Genomic DNA, 20,705 nt, shown 5'->3' with positions numbered 1-20,705 from the left:
GCGGGCCGAGGCTTGTCCGGGCGGCCCGATGAGCCGGCGGGCCGAGCAGGCCGAGCAGGCTGAGGGGGCCGAGCGGGCCGAGGGCTCCGACGTGCCGACGCCGCGAGGGGCCGAGGGACCGACGTGCCGACACGCCGACACCCGCCCCGCGGCCGAACGGGCACGATTGCGGACCGGTCGGGGCGAACCCGGACCACCCGCCGGAAGCGGCTACGCTCGGTGCCTATGTCACGCATCGACGGCCGCACCCCCGAACAGCTCCGCCCCATCACCATCGAGCGGGGCTGGAGCAAGCACGCCGAAGGCTCCGTCCTCATCTCCTACGGCGACACCAAGGTGCTGTGCACCGCCAGCGTCACCGAAGGCGTCCCGCGCTGGCGCAAGGGCAGCGGCGAAGGCTGGGTCACCGCCGAGTACTCCATGCTCCCCCGGGCCACCAACACCCGCGGCGACCGCGAGGCCGTCAAGGGCCGCATCGGCGGACGCACCCACGAGATCAGCCGCCTCATCGGCCGCTCGCTGCGCGCCGTCATCGACCACCGGGCCCTCGCCGAGAACACCATCGTCCTCGACTGCGACGTCCTCCAGGCCGACGGCGGCACCCGCACCGCCGCCATCACCGGTGCCTACGTCGCCCTCGTCGACGCCGTCGCCTGGGCGCGCGACAAGAAGATCCTCCGCGCCAAGGGCCAGCCCATCACCGGCGGCGTCAGCGCCGTCAGCGTCGGCATCATCGACGGCACCCCCATGCTCGACCTCCGCTACGAGGAGGACGTCCGCGCCGAGACCGACATGAACATCGTCTGCACCTCCGACGGCCGCTTCGTCGAGGTCCAGGGCACCGCCGAGGGCGCCCCCTTCGACCGCGCCCTCCTCGACCGGCTGCTCGACCTCGGCACCCTCGGCTGCGCCGAACTGGACGAGATCCAGCGCAAGGCCCTGGAGGCCTGAGACCGGGGCGGCGCCGGCGAAGGGCTCCGGAGCACGGCCGAACCGCAGCGCACCGCTGTACAGGCCGGGCCCGGAGCCCTTACCGTTCCCGCAGCACCGAATGAGGGAACCGCGCACCCCCCGACGCGCGTCCTCCCTCACCGGAACCCGCGCACCCAGGAGGACCGGATGCCCCAGAGCATCGCCCGCCCCGCCACCCTCGCCGTGGCCGGCCTGATCGCCATCCTCCCGCTCAGCATGGTCAGTTGCTCGGCCGCCCAGAAGGCGCTCGACTGCGGCAACACCGCCGTCCGCATCACCGGCGACATCGCCGACGTCACCAAGGCCTACAACAACGCGAGCAACGACGCCGCCGCCGCCGGCACCGCCCTGCAGAAGCTCAAGAACGACCTCGACCAGCTCGGCAAGAACTCCAAGGACACCGACGTCGTCAAGGCGCTCAACGACCTCAACACCCAGGTGGACAAGGTCCAGCAGGCGGTCGACGGCAAGCAGATCCCCGACCTCGGACCGCTCGGCGACGCCGCCGGCAACCTCACCAAGGTCTGCACCGGCTGACGTCCGGTTAGGGTGGGTTCATGACCACCCGACTCATCCTCGCCACCCGTAACCGGCACAAGGTCGCCGAACTCCGCGCCATCCTCGGTGACGCCGGTCTGGACGTCGAACTGGTCGGCGCCGACGCCTACCCCGAGATCCCGGACGTCCCCGAGACCGGCGTCACCTTCGCGGAGAACGCCCTCCTCAAGGCCCACGCCCTCGCCCGGGCCACCGGCCTGCCCGCCGTCGCCGACGACTCCGGCCTCTGCGTCGACGTGCTCGGCGGCGCACCCGGCATCTTCTCCGCCCGCTGGGCCGGCAAGCACGGCGACGACCGCGCCAACCTGGAGCTGCTGCTCGCCCAGCTCGGCGACATCGACGCCCCGCACCGCGGCGCCCATTTCTTCTGCGCCGCCGCCCTGGCCCTGCCCGACGGCACCGAGCGCGTCGTCGAGGGCCGCCTCCTCGGCACCCTGCGCACCGCCCCGAGCGGCGCCGGCGGCTTCGGCTACGACCCGATCCTGGAGCCGCTGGGGGAGACCCGGACGTGCGCCGAGCTGACGGCCGACGAGAAGAACGCCATCAGCCACCGCGGCAAGGCCTTCCGCGGCCTCGTCCCGGTGGTGCAGGAGCTGCTCGGCTGACGAGTCATGGGGATCGACAAAGGCCCGCCCGGAGATCATCTCCGGGCGGGCCTTTGCTTCCAAGGCTGGTGCGGCCTGAGGGATTCGAACCCTCACGGGATTTCTCCCACGGGCACCTAAAACCCGCGCGGCTGCCCTTTCGCCAAGGCCGCATCGCCTTCAGTCTAGGGGCATGCCCGGTTCGGGGACACCGTCATTTCGCCCGGTGTGGTGCCGTCCCGGGTGCGGTCCGGGCGGGCTTCCCGGGCTTGTTCCTGTTGCGCCCGCAGTAGGTGTCGGTGATGGCGTGACAGTTCGGGCAGAGCAGTCGGAGGTTGTCCGGGCGGTTGTCGGACCAGTCGCCGTTGATGTGGTCCACCTCCAGGGTGAGCGCGCGACCGCGCCACTGCGGTCCGGTGCCGCAGTCCTCGCACAGCTCCGGGCGGCCGAGTTCCGCGAGTGCCTGGCGGATCCGCGCGCCGGGAAGCCGCTTGGCGTCCGCGGGGCGCCTGACCAGGAGCTGGTCGGGCGGGATCCGGCCGGGGGACCGCTTGCCGCGATTGTGGGCCTGGCCGGTGAAGTGGGAGGTGTCGATGCCGAGCGCCTTGATCCGGCGGCCGATGTGGGCCTGCGTCCCGCCGGCCTGTCGCTGGTTGAGGTGTCGCACGACCCCGGCCACGCTCCGGCAGGCGGAAACGGCCTCCTGCAGGACCTCGCGGGTGTAGATGCTTCCGGTCGGCCGGAAGTGCGTCGTGTCGATCCCGTACTCCGTCAGTTTGCGGCGCAGGTAGTTACGACGGTCCTTGTTCGGTGCCCGTCCGAGAGTGTTCAGCATCTCGTCGAGCGAAGCGGCGCCGGCCGCGGTGGTGGTGAGCAGTTCACGTGTGTACTCGACCGCCATGGTCGTCCCCCTTCGGGCCTGTGTGTGCGCCCGTCCCCCGGGTGTGCGAACGAGTGGGGGCCCGTTCGGTCACGGCCTCACCACCAGTACTTCGGGTAGGTGCGGCCGGTCAGGCGGGCGCCGAGGAGGGTGGCGCCGGTGAGGAGCAGAGTGGCGAGGAGCAGGAGGGGGAGGAAGCGGGTGGGGTCGGGGGCGGTGAGGGTGACGATGACGGCGGTGGCTGCGGCGGGGGAGTGGGGGGTGCGGGCGAGGGTCATGGTGCCGAGGGCGAGGCCGCCGGCGACGGCGGCGGACCAGTAGGCGGGGGTGGTGGCGGCGAGGACGGCGTAGCCGGTGAGGGCGGAGAGGAGTTGGCCGCCGATGACGCTGCGGGGCTGGGCGAGGGGGAGGTCGGGGGCGCCGGCGAGGAGGGCCATGGAGGCGGCGAGGGGTGGGATGAGGAGGGGTTGCCGGGTGAGGGTGCCGAGGGCGACGAGGAGGAGGAGTGCGGTGACGGCGGTGGTGGTGGAGGTGAGGAGGGTGCCGGCGGTGGGGCGTGCGGGGGCTTGGCTGGGGAGGGGCACGGCGGAGAACTCCTAACGGGAGAAGAAGTATTTGAGCGTTAGTATTCGGGTCTTGGCTTACGCCTGGCAAGTCGCGTTACCGTGAGGTATGGGAACGGTGGAGCGCGGCGCGGTGGGCGAGATGCCGGTTTTCGGCGAGCATCCCGCGCTGGATCTGGTGAACAGCACGTTCGTCCGGGGCGGCCTGCGCGGGCATCCGGTGGATGTGCTGGTGGAGCCGTCGGACCTGGTGGTGTGGGTGGAGCGGCAGGCCGAGTGGCTGGATCCGGCCGACGCGCCGGCCGGGGAGCTGGGGGCGGCGGAGCTGGCGGCGTTCCTGGAGCTGCGCCGGGCGCTGCGCGCGGTGCTGACGGCGGTGGTGGCGGGGGAGCCGGCGGGGGCGGCGGATGTCGCGGTGGTCAATGCCGCGGTGCGGGCGGCGCCGGGGTGGGTGGAGCTGTCGCCGGGGGCGGTCGGCACGGGGGTGCGCCGTTCGGTGGCGGGGGAGCGCGGGGCGGTGCTGCTGGGGCGGGTGGCGCAGTCGGCGGTGGAGTTGCTGACGGGGGATCGGCGGGATCTGGTGCGGGCGTGTCCGGCGCCCGGCTGCATCCTGTTCTTCCTGCAGCGGCACGCGCGCCGCTCGTGGTGCTCGGCATCGTGCGGGACGCGGGTGCGGGTGGCGCGGCACAGTCGTCGGCATGCGGCCGAGCATGCGGCCGGGCATGCGGCTGGGCATACGGAGGAATGACCGGTTATGACCGGCGGGTATCGGCCGTTCGACCGGCGATGTTGGGGATTTGATTACCAATTGGTACAGACCTATTGACCTATGTGGTTCAGACCACATAGCTTCAGCGCCAATCCGCAATCCCCCACGTGCGTGCTCCCCCACAGGTACGCGCCGACACTCTCTCCCGGAGGACCGAGTGTTGATCCGATCCATGGCGGAGCGGCGTCCCACCGCTGCCCGTCGTTCCAAGAACCCGGCCGCCCGTGCCGGCCTGGCCTCGCTGGCGGCTGCCGGCCTGGCCGGCCTGCTGGTGGCGACGCTGGGCGCGGCGCCCTCGCAGGCGTCCGCGACCGTCGACAACTCGGCCTGTCGGCCCGACGGCATGTACCAGACGCCCGGGGTGGACGTCCCGTACTGCAACGTCTACGACACCGCCGGCCGCGAGAAGATGGGCGCCGACCACCAGCGCCGCATCATCGGCTACTTCACCGGCTGGCGGACCGGAAAGGACGGCGCGCAGCCGTACCTGGTGAGTGACATCCCCTGGGACAAGGTCACCCACCTGAACTACGCCTTCGGGCACGTCGGCAGCGACAACAAGCTCTCCGTCGGCACCGACAACGACAAGAACGAGGCCACCGGGATCTCCTTCCCGGGCGTGCCCGGTGCCGAGCTGGACCCGTCGCTGCCCTACAAGGGGCACTTCAACCTGCTGACGAAGTACAAGAAGCAGTACCCGAACGTCAAGACCATTATCTCGGTGGGCGGTTGGACCGAGACCGGCGGGTTCTTCGGTGACGACGGCAAGCGCGTCAACTCCGGCGGCTTCTACTCGCTGACGGTCAACCCGGACGGCTCCGTCAACCAGGCGGGCATCGACACCTTCGCCAACTCCTCGGTCGACTTCATCAAGAAGTACGGCTTCAACGGCGTCGACGTCGACTACGAGTACCCGACCTCGATGAAGGACGCGGGCAACCCGCTGGACTGGCAGCTCGCCAACTCCAAGCGTGCCTCGCTCGCCAAGGGCTACGCGGCGCTGATGAAGACGCTGCGCGAGAAGCTGGACCGGGCGGGTGCCGCCGACGGCAAGCACTACCTGCTCTCGGTCGCGGCCCCGTCGTCCGGCTACCTGCTGCGCGGCATGGAGACCTTCCAGGTGGCGCAGTACCTGGACTACGTCAACATCATGTCGTACGACCTGCACGGCGCCTGGAACAAGTACGTCGGCCCGAACGCCTCGCTGTTCGACGACGGCAAGGACGGCGAGCTGGCGGCGGCCAACGTGTACGGCACCGGCCAGTACGGCGGGATCGGCTACCTGAACGCGGACTGGTCGTACCACTACTTCCGCGGTGCGATGCCGGGCGGCCGGATCAACGTCGGCCTGCCGTACTACACCCGCGGGTTCAAGAACGTCACCGGCGGCACCAACGGCCTCTGGGGTACCGCCTCGGCGACCACCTGCCCGGTGGGCGCCGGACTGACGGCCTGTGGCGACGGCGCTGTCGGCATCGACAACATCTGGAACGACAAGGACGACGCGGGCAAGGAGTCCCCGGCCGGCTCGAACCCGATGTGGCACGCGAAGAACCTGGAGAAGGGCATCGTGCCCGACTACCTCTCCAAGTACGGCGTGACCGACACCGCCCTGCAGGGCACCTACATCCGCAACTACAGCTCCACCCTGGTGGCGCCGTGGCTGTGGAACGACACGAAGAAGGTCTTCCTCTCCACCGAGGACGAGCAGTCGGTGGGCGCCAAGGCGGACTACATCGTCAACCAGGGCGCCGGCGGCGCGATGATCTGGGAGCTCGCGGGCGACTACAAGTGGGACGCGACCGCCAACGGCGGCAAGGGCCAGTACGTCCCCGGCTCGACGCTGACCTCGCTGATGTACGACAAGTTCAAGGCGGCCTCGCCGTACAACGCCGTCCGCGCGACGACCGCGCTGCCGCAGCAGACCCTGCCGATCGACGTGTCGTTCACCAACTTCGCGCTGGGTGACTCGAACTACCCGATCAACCCGAAGATCCACATCGTCAACAACTCGACGGTGACCCTGCCCGGCGGCACCGAGTTCCAGTTCGACTACAGCAACTCGGCTCCGGGCAACGCGAAGGACCAGTCCGGCTTCGGGCTGACCGTCATCAAGCAGGACAACCCCGGTCCGGGCAACGTGGGCGGCCTCAAGGGCACTTACAACCGGGTCTCGGTGAAGCTGCCGGGCTGGCAGTCGCTGGCGCCGGGCGCGTCGATCGACATGGACTTCGTCTACTACCTGCCGGTCTCGACGCCGTCGAACTGGACGGTCAACGTCGGTGGCACGCTGTACGGCCTGAAGGGCGACCTGAGCCGCGGTGCGGTGGACGGTGGCACCGCCACGCCGACCCCGTCGCAGACGGCCACGCCGACCGCGACCCCGACGGTCACCCCGACCGTCACCCCGACGGTGACGCCCACCGTGACGCCGACGGTCACCCCGACCGTCACGCCCACGGTGACGCCGACCGCGACCCCGACCTCGGGCGCCTGCACGGGTGCGCCGGGCTGGGACGCGGGCACCACCTACGCGTCCACCACCAAGGTGTCCTGGAAGGGCCACTACTACCAGAACAAGTGGTGGACCAAGGGCGACGACCCCGCCGCGAGCGGTTCGTGGGGCGTCTGGAGCGACCTCGGCGCCTGCTGATGACAGCGGCTCGCTGAGGTGAGAGACGGCGGTGGCGGTGCACCCGGTCGGGGGGTGCGCCGCCACCGCTGCGTCGTCCCGCGGCCGGCCCGGCGTCGTTCCGGGCCGGGGCGCGGGATCAGGCCGTCTCGACCTTGAGGTCGCGCAGCAGCTTGGCGACGTGGCCGGTGGCCTTGACGTTGTACAGGGCGCGCTCGACCTTGCCCTGCTCGTCCACGATCACGGTGGAGCGGATGACGCCCTGGTAGGTGCGGCCGTAGTTCTGCTTCTCGCCGAACGCGGCGTAGGCCTCCAGCACGGCGTGGTCCGGGTCGGAGAGCAGGGTGACCTTGAGGTCCTCGGTCTCGCGGAACTTGCCGAGCTTCTCCGGCTTGTCGGGCGAGATGCCGAGGATGTCGTACCCGGCGCCGGCGAAGACCTCCAGGTTGTCCGTGAAGTCGCAGGCCTGCTTGGTGCAGCCCGGGGTGAGCGCGGCGGGGTAGAAGTAGACGATCACCTTGCGGCCGAGGTGATCGGCCAGGGACACCTGGTTCCCGTCCGCGTCGGACAGGGTGAAGGCGGGCGCGGTGTCGCCGGGCTGGAGGCGCTCAGTCACGGGTGGACTCTCCTGGTGCGTGGGCGGGTGGTCGTACCACGGCAAACTTACCCCCGATGGTGGGTGGGGCCGCGCGGCCGTGCTCGGCAGCTGACAAACTGGGTCCGTCGCACAGGACAACATCAGTGAATTGGGGTGGCCCGAGTGGGCGAGGCGAGCACGAAGGACAACTCGGTGAGGACGACCGCCCAGATCGAGGCGGACATCACCCGCACCCGCACCCAGCTGGCGGCGACCCTGGACGAGCTCGCCATGCGGGTCCACCCGAGCACGATCTCCGCCCAGGTCAAGGCCAAGGCCGTGGCCTCCGTGGAGGAGAAGGCCGGCCGGGCGTACGTGGCGGCCAGCGGGCTGGTGGAGAAGGCCAAGGCGCAGTTCGTGGACGAGAAGGGGCAGCCGCGCAAGGAGCGGATCGTCCCGGTGGCGCTGGTCGGTGTCGGCCTGGTGCTGCTGGTCGCCTCGGGCCGCAAGCGCCGCAAGGGCTGAGCAGCGGGACGTCGTGGGGCCGGGCGCCGTTGGCGTCCGGCCTCCGGTGCGTCCGGGGCCCGGTGCGTCCGGCCTCCGGTGCGTCCGGGGCCCGGCGGGGCCGTCCGGTGGGGCGGCCCGTCCCGCAGGCCGGGCCAGCGTCACGCCGCGCGCCCGGGGACGGTACCTTCGGGGTCGTGAGTACGAACGACGAACCGACCCCGCTGACCACCTCGCCCGAGCACGACCTGCCGCGGCACGACCGCCTCGGCGAGAAGCTGCCGATCAAGATGCTGCACGACCGCGTCCTGGTGAAGACCGAGGGCAGCGAGGGCGAGCGCCGCTCGACCGGCGGCATCCTCATCCCGGCGACCGCGGAGCTCAGCAAGAGGTGCGCCTGGGCGGAGGCGGTGGCCGTGGGCCAGAGCGTCCGCTCGGTGGAGCCCGGCGACCGCGTGCTGTACGACCCGGAGGACAAGCTGGAGGTCGAGGTCCGCGGCGCCACCTACGTGCTGCTGCGCGAGCGGGACCTGCACGCCGTCGCGGCGATGCGCTTCGGCGACACGGAGGGCTCGACCGGGCTCTACCTCTGAGCCACCGGGGCCCCGGGCCGGGCCGTCCCGACGTCGATGTGCCCTGACGTCGACATGCCCCGACGTCGACGTGCCCGGACTTTGACGCGCCCCGCCGTCGGTGCCGGGCATTGTCGGTGCCGGGCGTTATCGTCCCGGCCATGAGCAGCCTTGTGCTTTCGGTCGGTGACGAGCAGCGTCGGGCCCGGTTGGGAGTGCGGCACCTGCTGGCGCCGTCCGCCCGGGCGGTGCGGGTGGAGCAGGTGGCGGACGCGGTGGTCGGGCTGCACGCCACCGACGCCGCGACGGTCTACCTGTCGGCGTGCGCGCGGCTGGCGGAGCCGTCGGCGGCGGAGGTGGAGCGGGCGCTGTACGAGGACGTCTCGCTGGTGAAGCTGCTGTCGATGCGGCGGACGATCTTCGCCGTGACGGAGGGGTTCGCGCCGTACGTGAGCTCGTCCACCGCGCGGGCGATCGCGGCGAAGGAGCGGGCGACGCTGCTGAAGCACCTGCGCGAGTTCGCCGAGGGCTGGGACGAGGAGCGGCTCGCCGGGACGGAGCGGGCCGTGCTGGCGGCGCTGGAGCGGCGCGGCGAGGCGACGACCAACGAGCTCGGGGAGGACGTCCCGGAGCTGCGCGAGACGATGCTGATGGCGGCGGGCAAGCCGTACGAGGCGAAGCAGAGCGTGGGCAGCCGGCTGCTGCGGCTGCTGGCCTCGGACGGGCACGTGCGGCGGTGCCGGCCGCGGGGCTCCTGGCTGAGCAGCAGCTATCCGTGGGCTCCGGTGGCGCCGTGGCCGGACGTTCCGGTGCGGGAGGCCAAGGCGGAGGTGGCGCGGCGCTGGCTGGCGGCGTACGGCCCGGCCACCGTCGAGGACGTCAAGTGGTGGACGGGCTGGACGCTGGGCGACACCCGCCGGGCACTGGCCGACGTGGGCGCGGTGGACGCGGCGCCGGCCGGCGGTGCGGTGGGTCTGCTGCTGCCGGGGGACGAGGAGCCGGTGGCGGAGCCGGAGCCGTGGGCGGCACTGCTGCCGGCGCTGGATCCGACCGTGATGGGCTGGCGCGGCCGGGACTGGTACCTGCGGCCGGAGGACGTGCCGTTGCTGTTCGACCGGGCGGGCAACGCGGGGCCGACGGTGTGGTGGTGCGGCCGGGTGGTCGGCGGTTGGGCGCAGCGTGCCGACGGCGAGGTCGTGTGGCGGCTGTTCGAGGATCTGGGGGCGCAGGCGCGGTCGGCCGTGGAGGCGGAGGCGGCGCGGTTGTCGGGGTGGCTGGGGGAGGTGCGGGTGACGCCGCGGTTCCGGACGCCGTTGGAGCGGGAGTTGGTCGCCTGACGGTCGCCGGCCGCTGGACGCCTGACGCCGGCCGGCGTCAGCGGGGCGGCGGGGTGACCGGGTCGCCGGCGACCGGCGGCGCCGTTGGGGGCGGGGTCGGTGGTGCGGTGGGCCGGGCCGAGGTGGGCCGGCTGCTGGGGGTGGCCGGCGCTTCGGGGGTGTGGGTCTGGCCGGTGGGCGGCGGGGCCTGGGTGGGCTCGGCGGGCGCCGGGGGGTCGGCGGGCGGCGTGGTCGGGGTGGGCTGCGGCTTCGGTGCGGGCGCGCTGGGGGCCGGGGCGCTGGGTGCGGTGGTGGGCTGGGCGCTGGGGGTGGTGGCGGTCGCGGTGGGTGAGGCGGGGGCGCTGCTGGTGGGGGTGCTCGGCTGGGTGTTGCCACGGCTGGGCTGGAGTTCGAAGTGCTGGACGTCGGTGCCGTCGAGGACGTCGGCCATGTAGGCGGTCCAGATCTCGGTCGGGAAGGCGCCGCCGTTGACCCGGGTGTAGCCGGCCGTGCCGGCCAGCGGTTCCTTGGCGTGGGTCTTCGGATTCTCCCGGAACAGGCCGACGGTGGTGGTGAGTTCGGGGGTGTAGCCGGCGAACCAGGCGGAGAGGTTGGAGTCGGTGGTGCCGGTCTTGCCGGCGGCGGGGCGGCCGAGGTCGAGGGCGGCGGCGCCGGTGCCCCGGGGGCTGATGACGTCGCGCAGGACGTCGGTGACGGCGTCGGCGGTGCCGCGGTCGAGCGCGGTGACGGGGACGTGCTCGGGCATCTTGGGGACGTCGATGGCGCCGCCGGTGTGGACGCGTTCGAGTTTGGTGACGGACCACGGGGTGTACGCCTGGCCGTGGTTGGCGAAGGCGGCGTAGGCGCCGGCGAGGTCGAGGGCGCTCGGGGTGGCGGTGCCGAGGGTCATCGAGGTGTTGGCCGGGTCCATGCCGGGGACGTCGTCGGGGATGCCGAGCCGGACGGCGGTCTCCCGGACGTGGGCGAGCCCGGCGTCGACGCCTTCCTGGGCGTAGACCGAGTTGACGGACTTGGCCATGGCCTGGCGCAGGGTGATGCTGCCGTAGTCGGTGCCGTCCTCGTTGGGCGGCGCGTACGGGGTGGGGCCGCCGGTGACGGGGCGTTCGCTGGTGCCGTCGTAGCGGGTCTCGGTGCTGATCGGGCGGCCGTCGCCGCTGCTGCGGCCGGAGTTGAGGCCGGCGGCGAGGTCGATGGGCTTGAAGGTGGAGCCGATCTGGTTGTCCTGGCGCAGGGCGTCGTTGTAGGGCTGCTTGGCGTAGTCGGGGCCGCCGTAGACGGCGACGACCCGGCCGGTGGCCGGTTCCACGGAGGCGCCGGCGACGCGGACGTCGGTGTCGGTGGCGGGCCGTTTGGCGGGGTCGAGTTCGTCGGTGAGCTCCTGCTGGACGGCGCGGGTGAAGGCGTCCTGCTTGGGCTTGTCGAAGGTGGTGGTGATGCGCCAGCCGCCGGCCTTGAGGGTGGGGGTGTCGATGATGCCGGCGGAGACGAGGTAGTCGTCGGCGACGCCGACGAGGTAGCCGGCCTGGCCGCCGAGGCCGGTGGCGGGCTGCGGGTCGATGGGGTCGGGGAAGGTGATGGCGGCGCGGTCGGCGGCGGTGAGGAAGCCGAGCTGGACCATGCCGTCGAGGGTGTAGTTCCAGCGGGCGACGGCCTTCTCGCGGTTGGCGGGGGTGGCGGTCTTGACGTCGTAGACGCTGGGGGCCTGGAGCAGGGCGGCGAGGTAGGCGCCCTGGGGGAGGGTGAGCTGGGAGACGTCGACGCCGTAGTAGGCGTGCGCGGCGCTCTGGATGCCGTAGGCGTTGCGGCCGAAGTAGCTGCTGTTGAGGTAGCCGGTGAGGATCTCGTTCTTGCTGCGCTGCTGGTCGACCTTGAGGGCGATGAAGAGCTCGCGGCCCTTGCGCTCGATGGTCTGGTCCTGGGTCAGGTAGTAGTTCTTGACGTACTGCTGGGTGATGGTGGAGCCGCCCTGCATGCCCTTGCCGGTGAGGGTGTTCCAGCCGGCCCGGACCATGCCCTTCAGGTCGATGCCGCGGTTCTGGTAGAAGGTGCGGTCCTCGGCGGAGACGACGGCGTGCTGGGTGTCGGGCGGGATCTGGGTGATGGTGACGTCGGTGCGGTTGACGGCGCCGGTGCGGGCGATCTCGGTGGTGTCGTCGGAGTACAGGTAGATGTTGTTCTGGGCGACGGCGTGGGCGTTGGCATCGGGCACCGGGACGATGAGGTAGAGCACGGCGAAGGAGCCGACGGCGAGCAGCAGGACGGCGGTGAGCGCGCCCAGGGTGACCCGCCAGGTGGGCAGGAGACGGCGCCAGAACGGCTTGGCACGGCGGGCTTCGCGACGGGCGGCCCGTTTGGCCTGGCGCCGGGTGCGGTGGTCTGCCCTCAAGGTCATGCCGCGATTATGTGCTATTTGATCCGGGATCAGGTGGTGGAAAAACCGGGTGCGTCTGCCGATCGTCGGCAGTACGGTGAAAGGTGAGAACCAGATAGCGCAGCCAGTGCGGCAGCTCCGCCCGCCCGGCCCGGTACCCCCGGGTGGGGACGGTCGGGGCCGTTCCGGCGTGCGCCGGTGTCCCTGCGCGTATCCGTCTGCTCGTATTTGTCGACAAGGAGACAATATGCTGAACGCTCCTTCCGGGGCGACACGCCTCAGGCCCCCACCCGACCTCGGCGGCACCGTCCGCCTCTACCTCGCCGTCGCGCGCGGTGCGTTCCGCCGCTACTCCACCTACCGCGCCGCCACGCTGGCCGGCGTCTTCACCAACACCGTCTTCGGCTTCATCCTGGCCTACACCTTCCTCGCCCTCTGGCAGGCCAGGCCAGGCCTCGGCGGCTACGACACCGCCCAGGCCGTCACCTACATCTGGATCAGCCAGTCCCTGCTGGCCACCGTCGCGGTCTTCGGCGGCGGCTTCCAGGACGACATCCAGGAGCGGTTCCGCAAGGGCGACATCGCGGTCGACCTCTACCGCCCGGTCGACTTCCAGGGCTGGTGGCTGGCCAACGACCTCGGCCGGGCCAGCTTCCAACTGCTGGCCCGCGGTGTGCTGCCGACCGTCGCCGGCTGCCTCGCCTTCGACACCCGGCTCCCGCACGACCCGGTCGTCTGGGCCGCGTTCCTGCTCGCCGTCCTGCTCGCGGTGGTGGTCAGCTTCGCGCTGCGCTTCCTGGTCTCGCTCACCGGGTTCTGGCTCCAGGACGCGGAGGGCATCCGCTCGGTCATGGTGGTCGTGACGATGTTCCTCTCCGGGATGCTGCTGCCGCTCGGCCTCTTCCCCGGCCTGCTCGGTGAGCTCGCCCCGCTGCTGCCCTGGGCGGCCATGGTCCAGATCCCCACCGACGTCTTCCTGGAGCGGCACAGCGGCGCCGGCCTGCTCGGCGCCCTCGGCCTCCAACTGCTCTGGGCCGTCCTGCTGCTCGGCGCCGGGCACCTCGTCCAGCTCCTCGCCACCCGCAAGGTGGTGGTCCAGGGTGGCTGACACCGTCCCCACCGAGGCGCTCGCCGCGCACGGCGAAGCGCTCCCCGCCCATGCTGCGATGCCCGCCGAAGCGCTCCCCGTTCACGCCGGGATGCCCGCCGTCCGGACCGCCACGGTGCCCGCACGGGTCCGCGAGGCGGTCCGCTCCTGGTGGCTGGTGGCTGCGATGTGGAACCGCTCCACCATGTCCTACCGGCTCTCCTTCACCCTGATGGCCCTGGCCAGCACCGTCGTCACCTTCCTCGACTTCGTCGTCATCCTGGTGATGTTCCGGCACACCAGCGCCCTCGGCGGCTGGACCCTGCCCGAACTCGGCTTCCTGTACGGCACCTCGGCGTTCGCCCTGGGCACCGCCAACCTGCTGGTCGGCACGGCCGACGCGCTGGGCGAACGGATCCGCACCGGGAGCCTGGACACCATGCTGATCCGCCCCGCCCCGGCGCTCGCCCAGCTCTGCGCCGAGCGCTTCACCCTGCGCCGGCTCGGCCGGCCCGTCCAGGGCGCCGCCGTCCTGGTCTGGTCGCTCGCCGCGCTGGACGTCCACTGGACGTGGGACAGGGTGCTGCTGGTGCCGGTCCTGCTCGTCTGCGGCAGCGTGATCTTCGCGGCGGCCTTCATCGGCGGCGCCACCGTGCAGTTCTGGTGGGGCGAGGCCGGCGAGCTGCAGAACGCCCTCACCTACGGCGGCGCCACCCTGCTGCAGTACCCGCCGACGATCTTCGCCCGGGAGCTGGTGGCCGGCGTGGTCTTCGGCGTCCCGCTCGCCTTCGTCAACTGGCTGCCCGCCCTGCGCATCCTCGGCCGGCCCGACCCGCTCGGGCTGCCCACCGCCTTCCAGTACGCCTCGCCGCTCGCCGCCGTGCTCTGCTGCGCCGCCGCCGGCCTCGCCTGGCGCGCCGGGCTGCGGGCCTACCGCGGCACCGGCAGCTGACCCCGATCCCCGAAGAACGGACAACTCCCATGGCACTGATCGAACTCGACGACGTCCGCCGCACCTTCACCGTCCGCACCCGGGCGGGCCGGTTCAGGCGGGAGAAGCGCGAGGTGCGCGCCGTCGACGGACTGACCTTCCGGGTGGAGGCCGGCGAGTGCGTCGGCTACATCGGCCCGAACGGCGCCGGCAAGTCCACCACCATCAAGATGCTCACCGGCATCCTGGTGCCCTCCGGCGGCCGCCTGCGGGTGGCCGGCGTCGACCCGGCCCGCCAGCGCGTCGCGCTCGCCCGCCGGATCGGCGTCGTCTTCGGCCAGCGCACCACGCTCTGGTGGGACCTCCCGCTGCGTGAATCCTACGAACTCGCCCGCCGGCTCTACCGCATCCCCGACGGGCGATATCGGGCCAACCTCGACCGCTGCGTCGAACTCCTCGACCTCGGCGGCCTGCTGGACACCCCGGTCCGTCAGCTCTCGCTCGGCCAGCGGATGCGCGGGGACCTCGCGGCGGCGCTGCTGCACGACCCGCAGGTGCTCTACCTGGACGAGCCCACCATCGGGCTCGACGTCGTCAGCAAGGGCAAGGTGCGCGACTTCCTGCGCGAGGCCAACCGCGACCAGGGGACGACCGTGCTGCTCACCACGCACGACCTCACCGACATCGAGCAGCTCTGCGGCCGGGTCATGGTGATCGACCACGGCCGGGTCGTCCACGACGGCGGCCTGGACAGGCTGCACGCGGCGGGCCGCAGCGAGCGGACCCTGGTGGTCGACCTCGCCGAGGCCCGGCCGCCGATCGAGGTGGCCGGCGCACGGGTGGTGAAGGTGGAGGGCCCGCGGCAGTGGCTGGCCTTCCCGGCCCGGCAGAGTGCCGCCCCGATCGTCGCCGCCGTCGCCGAGCGGTACCCGATGGTGGACCTCTCCGTGCGGGAGCCGGCGATCGAGGACGTGATCGCCCGGATGTACGCGGAGGCCGCGACCGGCTGACCGTCGGCGCGCCCGGCCTCGTACGGGGCCGGGCGCACCCGTCGGCGTTCCGGTGGCTGGTGCCCGTCCCCGGCCGGCTGTGGCTCGAACTCGCCGCCGGCCGGCCGGGCGTGGCCGTACGTCGGGGCTCGGCTGTACGTCGCGGATCGGCTGTACCTGGCGGATCGGCTGTACGTCGCGGATCGGCCGTACCGCGCCGAGGAGCCGGCCGGCTCGGCCCGCCCGTCGGGGGCGGTGCGGTTGTCGGTCCGGCGGTCGGCGCGGCGGGGCGGGGCGCACCTGCCCGGAGCGCCTGCTGGTGCGCGCCCGGCGCGTATTGGCGGGGCGCGCCCTCCGCTCGCGCCACGCACCGGGCAGACTGGCGGGGTGAGTGACGAAGCCTTCAGCGGGACCGGGCCCGGGGTGCGGTTCACCGCGGCCGACGAGGAGAAGAGACGCGGCGTCCGCCGGATGAAGACCATCGCGACGGGCCTGTTGGCCTTCGCGACCCTGGTCTTCGCCCTGGCCACGTGGGCGAAGGCGGCCGGTGCCGGCAGCTGGGCCGGCTACGTCGCGGCCGCCGCCGAGGCGGGCATGGTCGGTGCGCTCGCCGACTGGTTCGCCGTGACCGCGCTGTTCCGCCGTCCGTTCGGCCTGCCGATCCCGCACACCGCGATCATCCCCACCAAGAAGGACGCCTTCGGCCGCTCGCTCGGCGACTTCGTCGGTGACAACTTCCTCTCCGGGCAGGTCGTGCGCGGCCGGCTCGCCGCCCTCGGGATCGGCCGCCGGCTGGGCGAGTGGCTGGCCGCCCCCGGCAGCGCCGAGCGGGTCACCAAGGAGGCCTCGGCGGCGCTGCGCGGTGTGCTGGCGGTGCTGCGCGACGACGACGTGCAGGCGGTCGTCGGTGAGGCGGTGACCAGGCGGGCCGCCGCCACCTCGGTGGCCGAGCCGATGGGCCGGATGCTCGGCAAGGTGGTCGCCGACGGCGGGCACCACGGCGTGGTCGACCTGGTCGCCGTCCGGGTGCACGACTGGCTGGCGGTGAACCACGAGGAGGTGGTCCAGAAGGTCACCCAGAAGACCCCGGGGTGGACGCCCAAGTTCCTCGACCACCAGGTCGGCGAGAGGGTCTACAAGGAGCTGATGCGGTTCGTCACCGACATCCGCGACGACCCCGCCCACCCGGCCCGCGGCGCCGTCGACACCTTCCTCGCCGACTTCGCCACCGAACTCCAGACCGACCCGGAGACCATCGCCCGGGTCGAGCGGGCCAAGGCCGACCTGCTGGCCCGTCCCGAGGTGCAGGACCTCATCGCCTCCACCTGGGCGGCCGTCCGCACCCTGGTGATGAACGCCGCCGAGGACGAGGACAGCGAACTGCGCCGGCGCATCACCACCGGCGTGCGCGACTTCGGCGCCCGCCTGGCGACCGACCGCAAGCTCCAGGCCAAGGCGGACGGCTGGCTCCAGGACGCCGCCCAGTACCTGGTCGAGACGTACCGCGCCGAGATCACCTCGCTGATCTCCGAGACGGTGGCGGGCTGGGACGCGGACGACGCCTCCCGCAAGATCGAGGCCAACGTCGGCCGCGACCTCCAGTTCATCCGGATCAACGGCACCGTGGTCGGCGCGCTGGCCGGGCTGCTCATCCACACCGCGGCGGTCACGCTCGGCGGGTGAGGCGCCTGTGCTTATCCTGGCGCACACTGCTTGGTACGCGCGTAGAGGCGCGGCGAAGCGCAGAGTCGTGGAAGACGTAGAGGAAGAAGGGCACCACCGTGGTCCAGCCGGACGGAAGTCGGATCGGAAACCCCACCGGAAGCACCGGGAACCCCGCCGGGAAGCGGGGCATCGAGGCGTTCATCGCCGGGATGCCCAAGGCGGAGCTGCACGTCCACCACGTCGGATCGGCCTCGCCGCGCGTGGTCGCCGAGCTCGCCGCCCGCCACCGCGGCCAGGTGAAGGTGCCGACCGACCCGGCGGCCCTCGCCGAGTACTTCACCTTCACCGACTTCGCCCACTTCATCGAGGTCTACCTCAGCGTCGTCGACCTGATCCGTGACGCCGAGGACGTCCGTGCGCTCACCTACGGCGTCGCCGAGGACATGGCCCGGCAGAACATCCGGTACGCCGAGCTGACCGTCACCCCCTACTCCTCGGTCAGCCGGGGCATCCCCGACGTCGCCTTCATGGAGGCCATCGAGGACGCCCGGCTGCGCGCGGAGAAGGAGCTCGGCGTCGTCCTGCGCTGGTGCTTCGACATCCCCGGCGAGGCCGGGCTGGCCGCCGCCGAGGAGACCGCCCGGCTCGCCGTCGACCTCGCCCCCGAGGGCCTGGTCAGCTTCGGCCTCGGCGGCCCGGAGATCGGCGTGCCGCGCCCGCAGTTCAAGCCGTACTTCGACCGGGCCCGCGCGGCCGGACTGCGCAGCGTCCCGCACGCCGGCGAGACCACCGGCCCGGAGACGGTCTGGGACGCGCTGCGGGTGCTCGGTGCCGAGCGGATCGGCCACGGCACGCAGGCGGTCAAGGACCCGGCGCTGCTCGACTTCCTCGGCGAGCACCGGATCCCGCTGGAGGTCTGCCCGACCTCCAACATCGCCACCCGGGCGGTGGAGCGGATGGAGGAGCACCCGATCCGGCAGATGGTGGACGCGGGGCTGCTGGTCACCGTCAACAGCGACGACCCGCCGATGTTCGGCACCGACCTCAACACCGAGTACGCGGTGGCGGCCCGGCTGCTCGACCTGGACGAGGCGGGCGTGGCCGCGCTGGCGCGCAACGCCGTCGAGGCGTCCTTCCTGGACGCGGCGGGCAAGGCCCGGATCGTCGGGGAGATCGACACGTACCTGGCGGGCTGGGACAAGGGCTGAGCCGCAGCCCGACCCACGCCCTTCCGGCTGCCCGACTGCGGCCGGCGACCGCCCCCGCCGGGCTCTCCGGCGGGGGCGGTCCGCTGATGGCGCCACTCTTCCGGGTGATGGCGCCAAAATGGCTTCCCATGGCGCCATCGATGTGCCATGGTGGGGCCATGGACCTCACGCCGTACGTCGACAACCTCCGGCACGAGCTCGCAGTGGCGGCGGGCGCGGGCGGAGAAGAAGCCCGCGCCCTGGCCGAGCGCCTGACCCTGCCGTTGGAGTCGGCCGCCCGGTTGACCCTGCTCAACGCGCTCTCCGCCGCGATGGGCGAGGTCACCCGTGACCTCGCGCCGGGTTCGGTGGACGTCCGGCTCCGCGGGTTGGACCCGGAGTTCGTGGTGACGGCGCCGCCGTCCTCGGAGTCGTTCCACGATTCCGGCGAGCAGGTGCCATCGATGGCGCCATCGGTGGTGCCATCGATGCCATCGACGGCGTCGGCGGTGCCGGAGTCCGAGGACGGCAACACCGCCAGGATCAACTTCCGCCTCCCCGCTCACCTCAAGACGCGGGTCGAGGAGGCCGCCGGCCAGGAGGGCCTCTCCGTCAACGCCTGGCTGGTCCGGGCCGTCGCCGCCGCGCTGGAGCCGGGCGAGCCCGCCCGTTTCGTGGGTCGGACGAGGTCGGCGACGGGCCAGGGCTACACCGGCTGGGTCCGGTAGGCCCCGATCCCGGCCGCCGAGCCGCCTCCTTCTCACGTCACCCCGCCCGAGCGGCGGAAACACCCACCAGAGCCACGAGAACGGGACAGCCATGCCTTCTTTCGACACTCCGGGCCCGATCAGTGCCACCCTCGAATTCGACATCGCGTCCGTACGGATCACCGCGGGCAAGCGCACCGACACCGTCGTGGAGGTGCGGCCGGCCGACGCCACCGTCGAGGTGGACGTGAAGACCGCGGAGCAGACCAGGATCAGCTGCACGGGCGGCGTCCTCGTGGTCAAGGGCCCGAAGAAGCGCTCGCTCTTCGGGCGCGCGGGGTCGGTCGACGTCACCGTCGAGCTGCCGGCCGGCTCCGAGGTCCGCGGCAACGTGCCGATGGGGGACTTCCTCTGCGAGGGTCTGCTCGGCGACTGCCGGCTGCGGACGTCGGTCGGCCGCATCCACGTCGAGCACGCCGCCGCCGTCGACCTGAGGACCGACCACGGCGACATCCGCCTCCAGCACGCCGGCGGGGACGCCGAGGTGGCCGGCTCCGGGCGGGTCGAGATCGGCACCGTCGAGGGCACGGCGACGCTGAAGAACCTCAACGGCGAGACGGTCGTCGGCGAGGTCGGCGGCAGCCTCAGGGCCAACTCGTCCAACGGGCAGATCACCGTGGGTGTCGCCCACGCGGACGTCGACGTCAAGTCGGCCCACGGCGCCATCCGGATCGGCGAGGTCGTCCGCGGGCGCGTCGTCCTGCAGACCGGCGTCGGCGAGTTGGAGGTCGGCATCCGTGAGGCGACGGCCGCCTGGCTCGACGTGCACACCAAGCTGGGCACCGTCCGCAACGCCCTCGGTGCCACGGACGGTCCCGGTGGGGCCGCCGAGACGGTCGAGGTCCGGGGCCGCACCCAGCTCGGCGACATCCTGATCCGGCGGTCCTGAAGCGATGTTCGTGAACCGGGTTCTTGCGCCGCTCTTCCTGATCCGGCTCCTCACACCGGTGTTCCTGATCGGCGGTCCCGATCGACCCCCGCAGAGTCCCTGATCCGCCGCAGCGTCCGCACCCGTCCGGAGCGCCCTGTCCTCGGGTGATGCTCGTGAGGGTCGGCTCAGGCCCGGGGCGCGATCTCCTGGAGGTCGTCGATGGTGCCGGACAACCCTGTGCAGGCTGCTGATGGGCACCGGTGGGTGCGGCGCCTTCTGCAGCATCGGGCACCGTTTGCGCCCCGGTGGATCGGCAGCTCACGCGAGGACCAGCAGGTCCATCCAGCTGACGGCCGGCTCCTCGGGAGCGGCCGCGGCGGCGGCGCGGAGGCGGGTCAGCCCGGCGGCGTACTCGATGTCGGTGAGCGCGCGGAGCTTGGAGTCGGCGTCACGGCGCAGCCCGTCGGCGAAGTCCCCGAGGGTCGGCGCGCTCTGCTGGGGGAGCGAGCGGAGGGAGACGCGGGCGAAGCCGGCGGCGGCGAAGGCGGCACAGACCCGGTCGACGCTCGGGTACCCGTCGATGCTCCGCGCGGTCTCGGGGAAGAAGCGGACACGGAGGTCCCGGTCACTGCGGCCGGGGAAGGTGTTGCGGATCAGCACCGGCGCGCCCGGCCGCAGGGCACGCCGCAGTTCGCGGGCGGCGGCCTCCAGGTCGGCGAGGTGGTGCAGGACGGAGCCGAGCCAGGCCGCGTCCGCGCAGGCGTCCGGCACGGGGAGCGCCTCGGCGGTTCCGGCGAGTACGTCGATGCCGGGCGAGGTGGGGATCAACGCCCAGTGAGTCGACGGATCTGCGGGTCGCGCCCTGTCCGGGACAGGGCGCGACCGCTCG

At 72.4% G+C, this 20,705-nt stretch carries 20 protein-coding genes and 1 tRNA gene; 15 read left to right on the top strand and 6 right to left on the bottom strand.

What is annotated here, in order from left to right; all coding sequences use genetic code 11:
• Nucleotides 1–225 precede the first annotated feature (225 nt).
• The 3 genes from rph to rdgB all read left to right on the top strand — a co-directional run bounded on the left by rph (nucleotide 226) and on the right by rdgB (nucleotide 2,135).
• Nucleotides 226–951, top strand: coding sequence for a ribonuclease PH (gene rph / locus OH807_RS15535; RefSeq protein ID WP_405359964.1), 726 nt, complete (start codon nucleotides 226–228; stop codon nucleotides 949–951).
• Between the two features lie 168 nt (nucleotides 952–1,119).
• On the top strand, nucleotides 1,120–1,509 hold the full coding sequence (locus tag OH807_RS15530; protein WP_406198869.1) for a hypothetical protein: 390 nt from the start codon (nucleotides 1,120–1,122) through the stop codon (nucleotides 1,507–1,509).
• Nucleotides 1,510–1,529: 20 nt separating this feature from the next.
• Nucleotides 1,530–2,135: an RdgB/HAM1 family non-canonical purine NTP pyrophosphatase gene (rdgB, locus tag OH807_RS15525; protein WP_406198867.1), complete on the top strand. Its 606-nt coding sequence runs from the start codon at nucleotides 1,530–1,532 to the stop codon at nucleotides 2,133–2,135.
• 66 nt (nucleotides 2,136–2,201) lie between these two features.
• Here rdgB and OH807_RS15520 read toward each other — a convergent pair.
• The 3 genes from OH807_RS15520 to OH807_RS15510 all read right to left on the bottom strand — a co-directional run bounded on the left by OH807_RS15520 (nucleotide 2,202) and on the right by OH807_RS15510 (nucleotide 3,578).
• Nucleotides 2,202–2,287, bottom strand: a tRNA-Leu gene (locus OH807_RS15520).
• 41 nt (nucleotides 2,288–2,328) lie between these two features.
• Complete coding sequence (locus OH807_RS15515; RefSeq protein ID WP_406198864.1) at nucleotides 2,329–3,015, bottom strand: HNH endonuclease signature motif containing protein; 687 nt, start codon at nucleotides 3,013–3,015, stop codon at nucleotides 2,329–2,331.
• A gap of 77 nt (nucleotides 3,016–3,092) precedes the next feature.
• Complete coding sequence (locus OH807_RS15510) at nucleotides 3,093–3,578, bottom strand: HPP family protein (RefSeq protein ID WP_406198862.1); 486 nt, start codon at nucleotides 3,576–3,578, stop codon at nucleotides 3,093–3,095.
• 88 nt (nucleotides 3,579–3,666) lie between these two features.
• Between OH807_RS15510 and OH807_RS15505 the strand changes: the two genes are divergently transcribed.
• Complete coding sequence (locus OH807_RS15505) at nucleotides 3,667–4,305, top strand: CGNR zinc finger domain-containing protein (protein WP_406198860.1); 639 nt, start codon at nucleotides 3,667–3,669, stop codon at nucleotides 4,303–4,305.
• Nucleotides 4,306–4,498: 193 nt separating this feature from the next.
• A complete protein-coding gene (locus OH807_RS15500) occupies nucleotides 4,499–6,979 on the top strand; it encodes a chitinase C-terminal domain-containing protein (protein ID WP_406198858.1) in 2,481 nt (826 codons plus the stop codon).
• Between the two features lie 118 nt (nucleotides 6,980–7,097).
• Here the strand turns inward: OH807_RS15500 and bcp are convergent, their stop codons facing one another.
• Nucleotides 7,098–7,574: a thioredoxin-dependent thiol peroxidase gene (gene bcp / locus OH807_RS15495; protein ID WP_406198855.1), complete on the bottom strand. Its 477-nt coding sequence runs from the start codon at nucleotides 7,572–7,574 to the stop codon at nucleotides 7,098–7,100.
• A 174-nt stretch (nucleotides 7,575–7,748) separates the two neighbouring features.
• On the opposite strand from bcp, the gene OH807_RS15490 reads away from it, so the two are divergent.
• The 3 genes from OH807_RS15490 to OH807_RS15480 all read left to right on the top strand — a co-directional run bounded on the left by OH807_RS15490 (nucleotide 7,749) and on the right by OH807_RS15480 (nucleotide 9,948).
• Nucleotides 7,749–8,060: a DUF3618 domain-containing protein gene (locus tag OH807_RS15490; protein WP_406198853.1), complete on the top strand. Its 312-nt coding sequence runs from the start codon at nucleotides 7,749–7,751 to the stop codon at nucleotides 8,058–8,060.
• A gap of 269 nt (nucleotides 8,061–8,329) precedes the next feature.
• Nucleotides 8,330–8,632 (top strand): GroES family chaperonin, encoded by a 303-nt coding sequence (locus OH807_RS15485; RefSeq protein ID WP_406210999.1) that lies wholly within the window; start codon nucleotides 8,330–8,332, stop codon nucleotides 8,630–8,632.
• Nucleotides 8,633–8,772: 140 nt separating this feature from the next.
• On the top strand, nucleotides 8,773–9,948 hold the full coding sequence (locus OH807_RS15480) for a winged helix DNA-binding domain-containing protein (protein ID WP_406198850.1): 1,176 nt from the start codon (nucleotides 8,773–8,775) through the stop codon (nucleotides 9,946–9,948).
• 37 nt (nucleotides 9,949–9,985) lie between these two features.
• Here OH807_RS15480 and OH807_RS15475 read toward each other — a convergent pair whose 3' ends face one another.
• Nucleotides 9,986–12,340, bottom strand: coding sequence for a transglycosylase domain-containing protein (locus tag OH807_RS15475; RefSeq protein ID WP_406198848.1), 2,355 nt, complete (start codon nucleotides 12,338–12,340; stop codon nucleotides 9,986–9,988).
• 226 nt (nucleotides 12,341–12,566) lie between these two features.
• Between OH807_RS15475 and OH807_RS15470 the strand changes: the two genes are divergently transcribed.
• The 7 genes from OH807_RS15470 (at nucleotide 12,567) to OH807_RS15440 (ending at nucleotide 19,834) form a co-directional block, all read left to right on the top strand.
• Nucleotides 12,567–13,427 (top strand): ABC transporter permease, encoded by an 861-nt coding sequence (locus OH807_RS15470; RefSeq protein WP_406198846.1) that lies wholly within the window; start codon nucleotides 12,567–12,569, stop codon nucleotides 13,425–13,427.
• A 91-nt stretch (nucleotides 13,428–13,518) separates the two neighbouring features.
• Nucleotides 13,519–14,358 carry an ABC transporter permease gene (locus tag OH807_RS15465; RefSeq protein WP_406210997.1) on the top strand — a complete coding sequence of 280 codons (840 nt, stop codon included), beginning with the start codon at nucleotides 13,519–13,521 and terminating at the stop codon, nucleotides 14,356–14,358.
• 29 nt (nucleotides 14,359–14,387) lie between these two features.
• Complete coding sequence (locus tag OH807_RS15460) at nucleotides 14,388–15,347, top strand: ATP-binding cassette domain-containing protein (RefSeq protein WP_406198844.1); 960 nt, start codon at nucleotides 14,388–14,390, stop codon at nucleotides 15,345–15,347.
• 234 nt (nucleotides 15,348–15,581) lie between these two features.
• Nucleotides 15,582–17,009, top strand: a complete 1,428-nt coding sequence (locus tag OH807_RS15455; protein WP_406198841.1) for a DUF445 domain-containing protein — start codon at nucleotides 15,582–15,584, stop codon at nucleotides 17,007–17,009.
• A gap of 170 nt (nucleotides 17,010–17,179) precedes the next feature.
• A complete protein-coding gene (locus OH807_RS15450) occupies nucleotides 17,180–18,199 on the top strand; it encodes an adenosine deaminase (protein ID WP_406210995.1) in 1,020 nt (339 codons plus the stop codon).
• A 158-nt stretch (nucleotides 18,200–18,357) separates the two neighbouring features.
• A complete protein-coding gene (locus OH807_RS15445) occupies nucleotides 18,358–18,906 on the top strand; it encodes a hypothetical protein (protein WP_406198838.1) in 549 nt (182 codons plus the stop codon).
• Nucleotides 18,907–18,997: 91 nt separating this feature from the next.
• A complete protein-coding gene (locus OH807_RS15440; RefSeq protein WP_406198835.1) occupies nucleotides 18,998–19,834 on the top strand; it encodes a DUF4097 family beta strand repeat-containing protein in 837 nt (278 codons plus the stop codon).
• 300 nt (nucleotides 19,835–20,134) lie between these two features.
• Here the strand turns inward: OH807_RS15440 and OH807_RS15435 are convergent, their stop codons facing one another.
• Entirely contained in the window at nucleotides 20,135–20,644 is a 510-nt protein-coding gene (locus tag OH807_RS15435; protein WP_406198832.1) for a class I SAM-dependent methyltransferase, read from the bottom strand.
• Nucleotides 20,645–20,705 lie beyond the last annotated feature (61 nt).

Origin of the sequence: Kitasatospora sp. NBC_01560 (assembly GCF_045208415.1) — a bacterium.
Lineage (GTDB): Bacteria > Actinomycetota > Actinomycetes > Streptomycetales > Streptomycetaceae > Kitasatospora.
This window is presented reverse-complemented; position numbering and strand designations above follow the sequence as displayed.

Excerpts from the sequence above, each read along its gene's own strand:
- OH807_RS15460 (WP_406198844.1), top strand. The coding sequence starts at position 14,388 with ATGGCACTGATCGAACTCGACGACGTCCGCCGCACCTTCACCGTCCGC.
- rdgB (WP_406198867.1), top strand. The coding sequence starts at position 1,530 with ATGACCACCCGACTCATCCTCGCCACCCGTAACCGGCACAAGGTCGCC.
- OH807_RS15530 (WP_406198869.1), top strand. The coding sequence starts at position 1,120 with ATGCCCCAGAGCATCGCCCGCCCCGCCACCCTCGCCGTGGCCGGCCTG.
- OH807_RS15515 (WP_406198864.1), bottom strand. The coding sequence starts at position 3,015 with ATGGCGGTCGAGTACACACGTGAACTGCTCACCACCACCGCGGCCGGC.
- OH807_RS15485 (WP_406210999.1), top strand. The coding sequence starts at position 8,330 with ATGCTGCACGACCGCGTCCTGGTGAAGACCGAGGGCAGCGAGGGCGAG.
- OH807_RS15470 (WP_406198846.1), top strand. The coding sequence starts at position 12,567 with ATGCTGAACGCTCCTTCCGGGGCGACACGCCTCAGGCCCCCACCCGAC.
- OH807_RS15465 (WP_406210997.1), top strand. The coding sequence starts at position 13,519 with ATGCCCGCCGTCCGGACCGCCACGGTGCCCGCACGGGTCCGCGAGGCG.
- OH807_RS15445 (WP_406198838.1), top strand. The coding sequence starts at position 18,358 with ATGGACCTCACGCCGTACGTCGACAACCTCCGGCACGAGCTCGCAGTG.
- rph (WP_405359964.1), top strand. The coding sequence starts at position 226 with ATGTCACGCATCGACGGCCGCACCCCCGAACAGCTCCGCCCCATCACC.
- OH807_RS15480 (WP_406198850.1), top strand. The coding sequence starts at position 8,773 with ATGAGCAGCCTTGTGCTTTCGGTCGGTGACGAGCAGCGTCGGGCCCGG.
- OH807_RS15505 (WP_406198860.1), top strand. The coding sequence starts at position 3,667 with ATGGGAACGGTGGAGCGCGGCGCGGTGGGCGAGATGCCGGTTTTCGGC.
- OH807_RS15475 (WP_406198848.1), bottom strand. The coding sequence starts at position 12,340 with ATGACCTTGAGGGCAGACCACCGCACCCGGCGCCAGGCCAAACGGGCC.
- OH807_RS15440 (WP_406198835.1), top strand. The coding sequence starts at position 18,998 with ATGCCTTCTTTCGACACTCCGGGCCCGATCAGTGCCACCCTCGAATTC.
- OH807_RS15500 (WP_406198858.1), top strand. The coding sequence starts at position 4,499 with ATGGCGGAGCGGCGTCCCACCGCTGCCCGTCGTTCCAAGAACCCGGCC.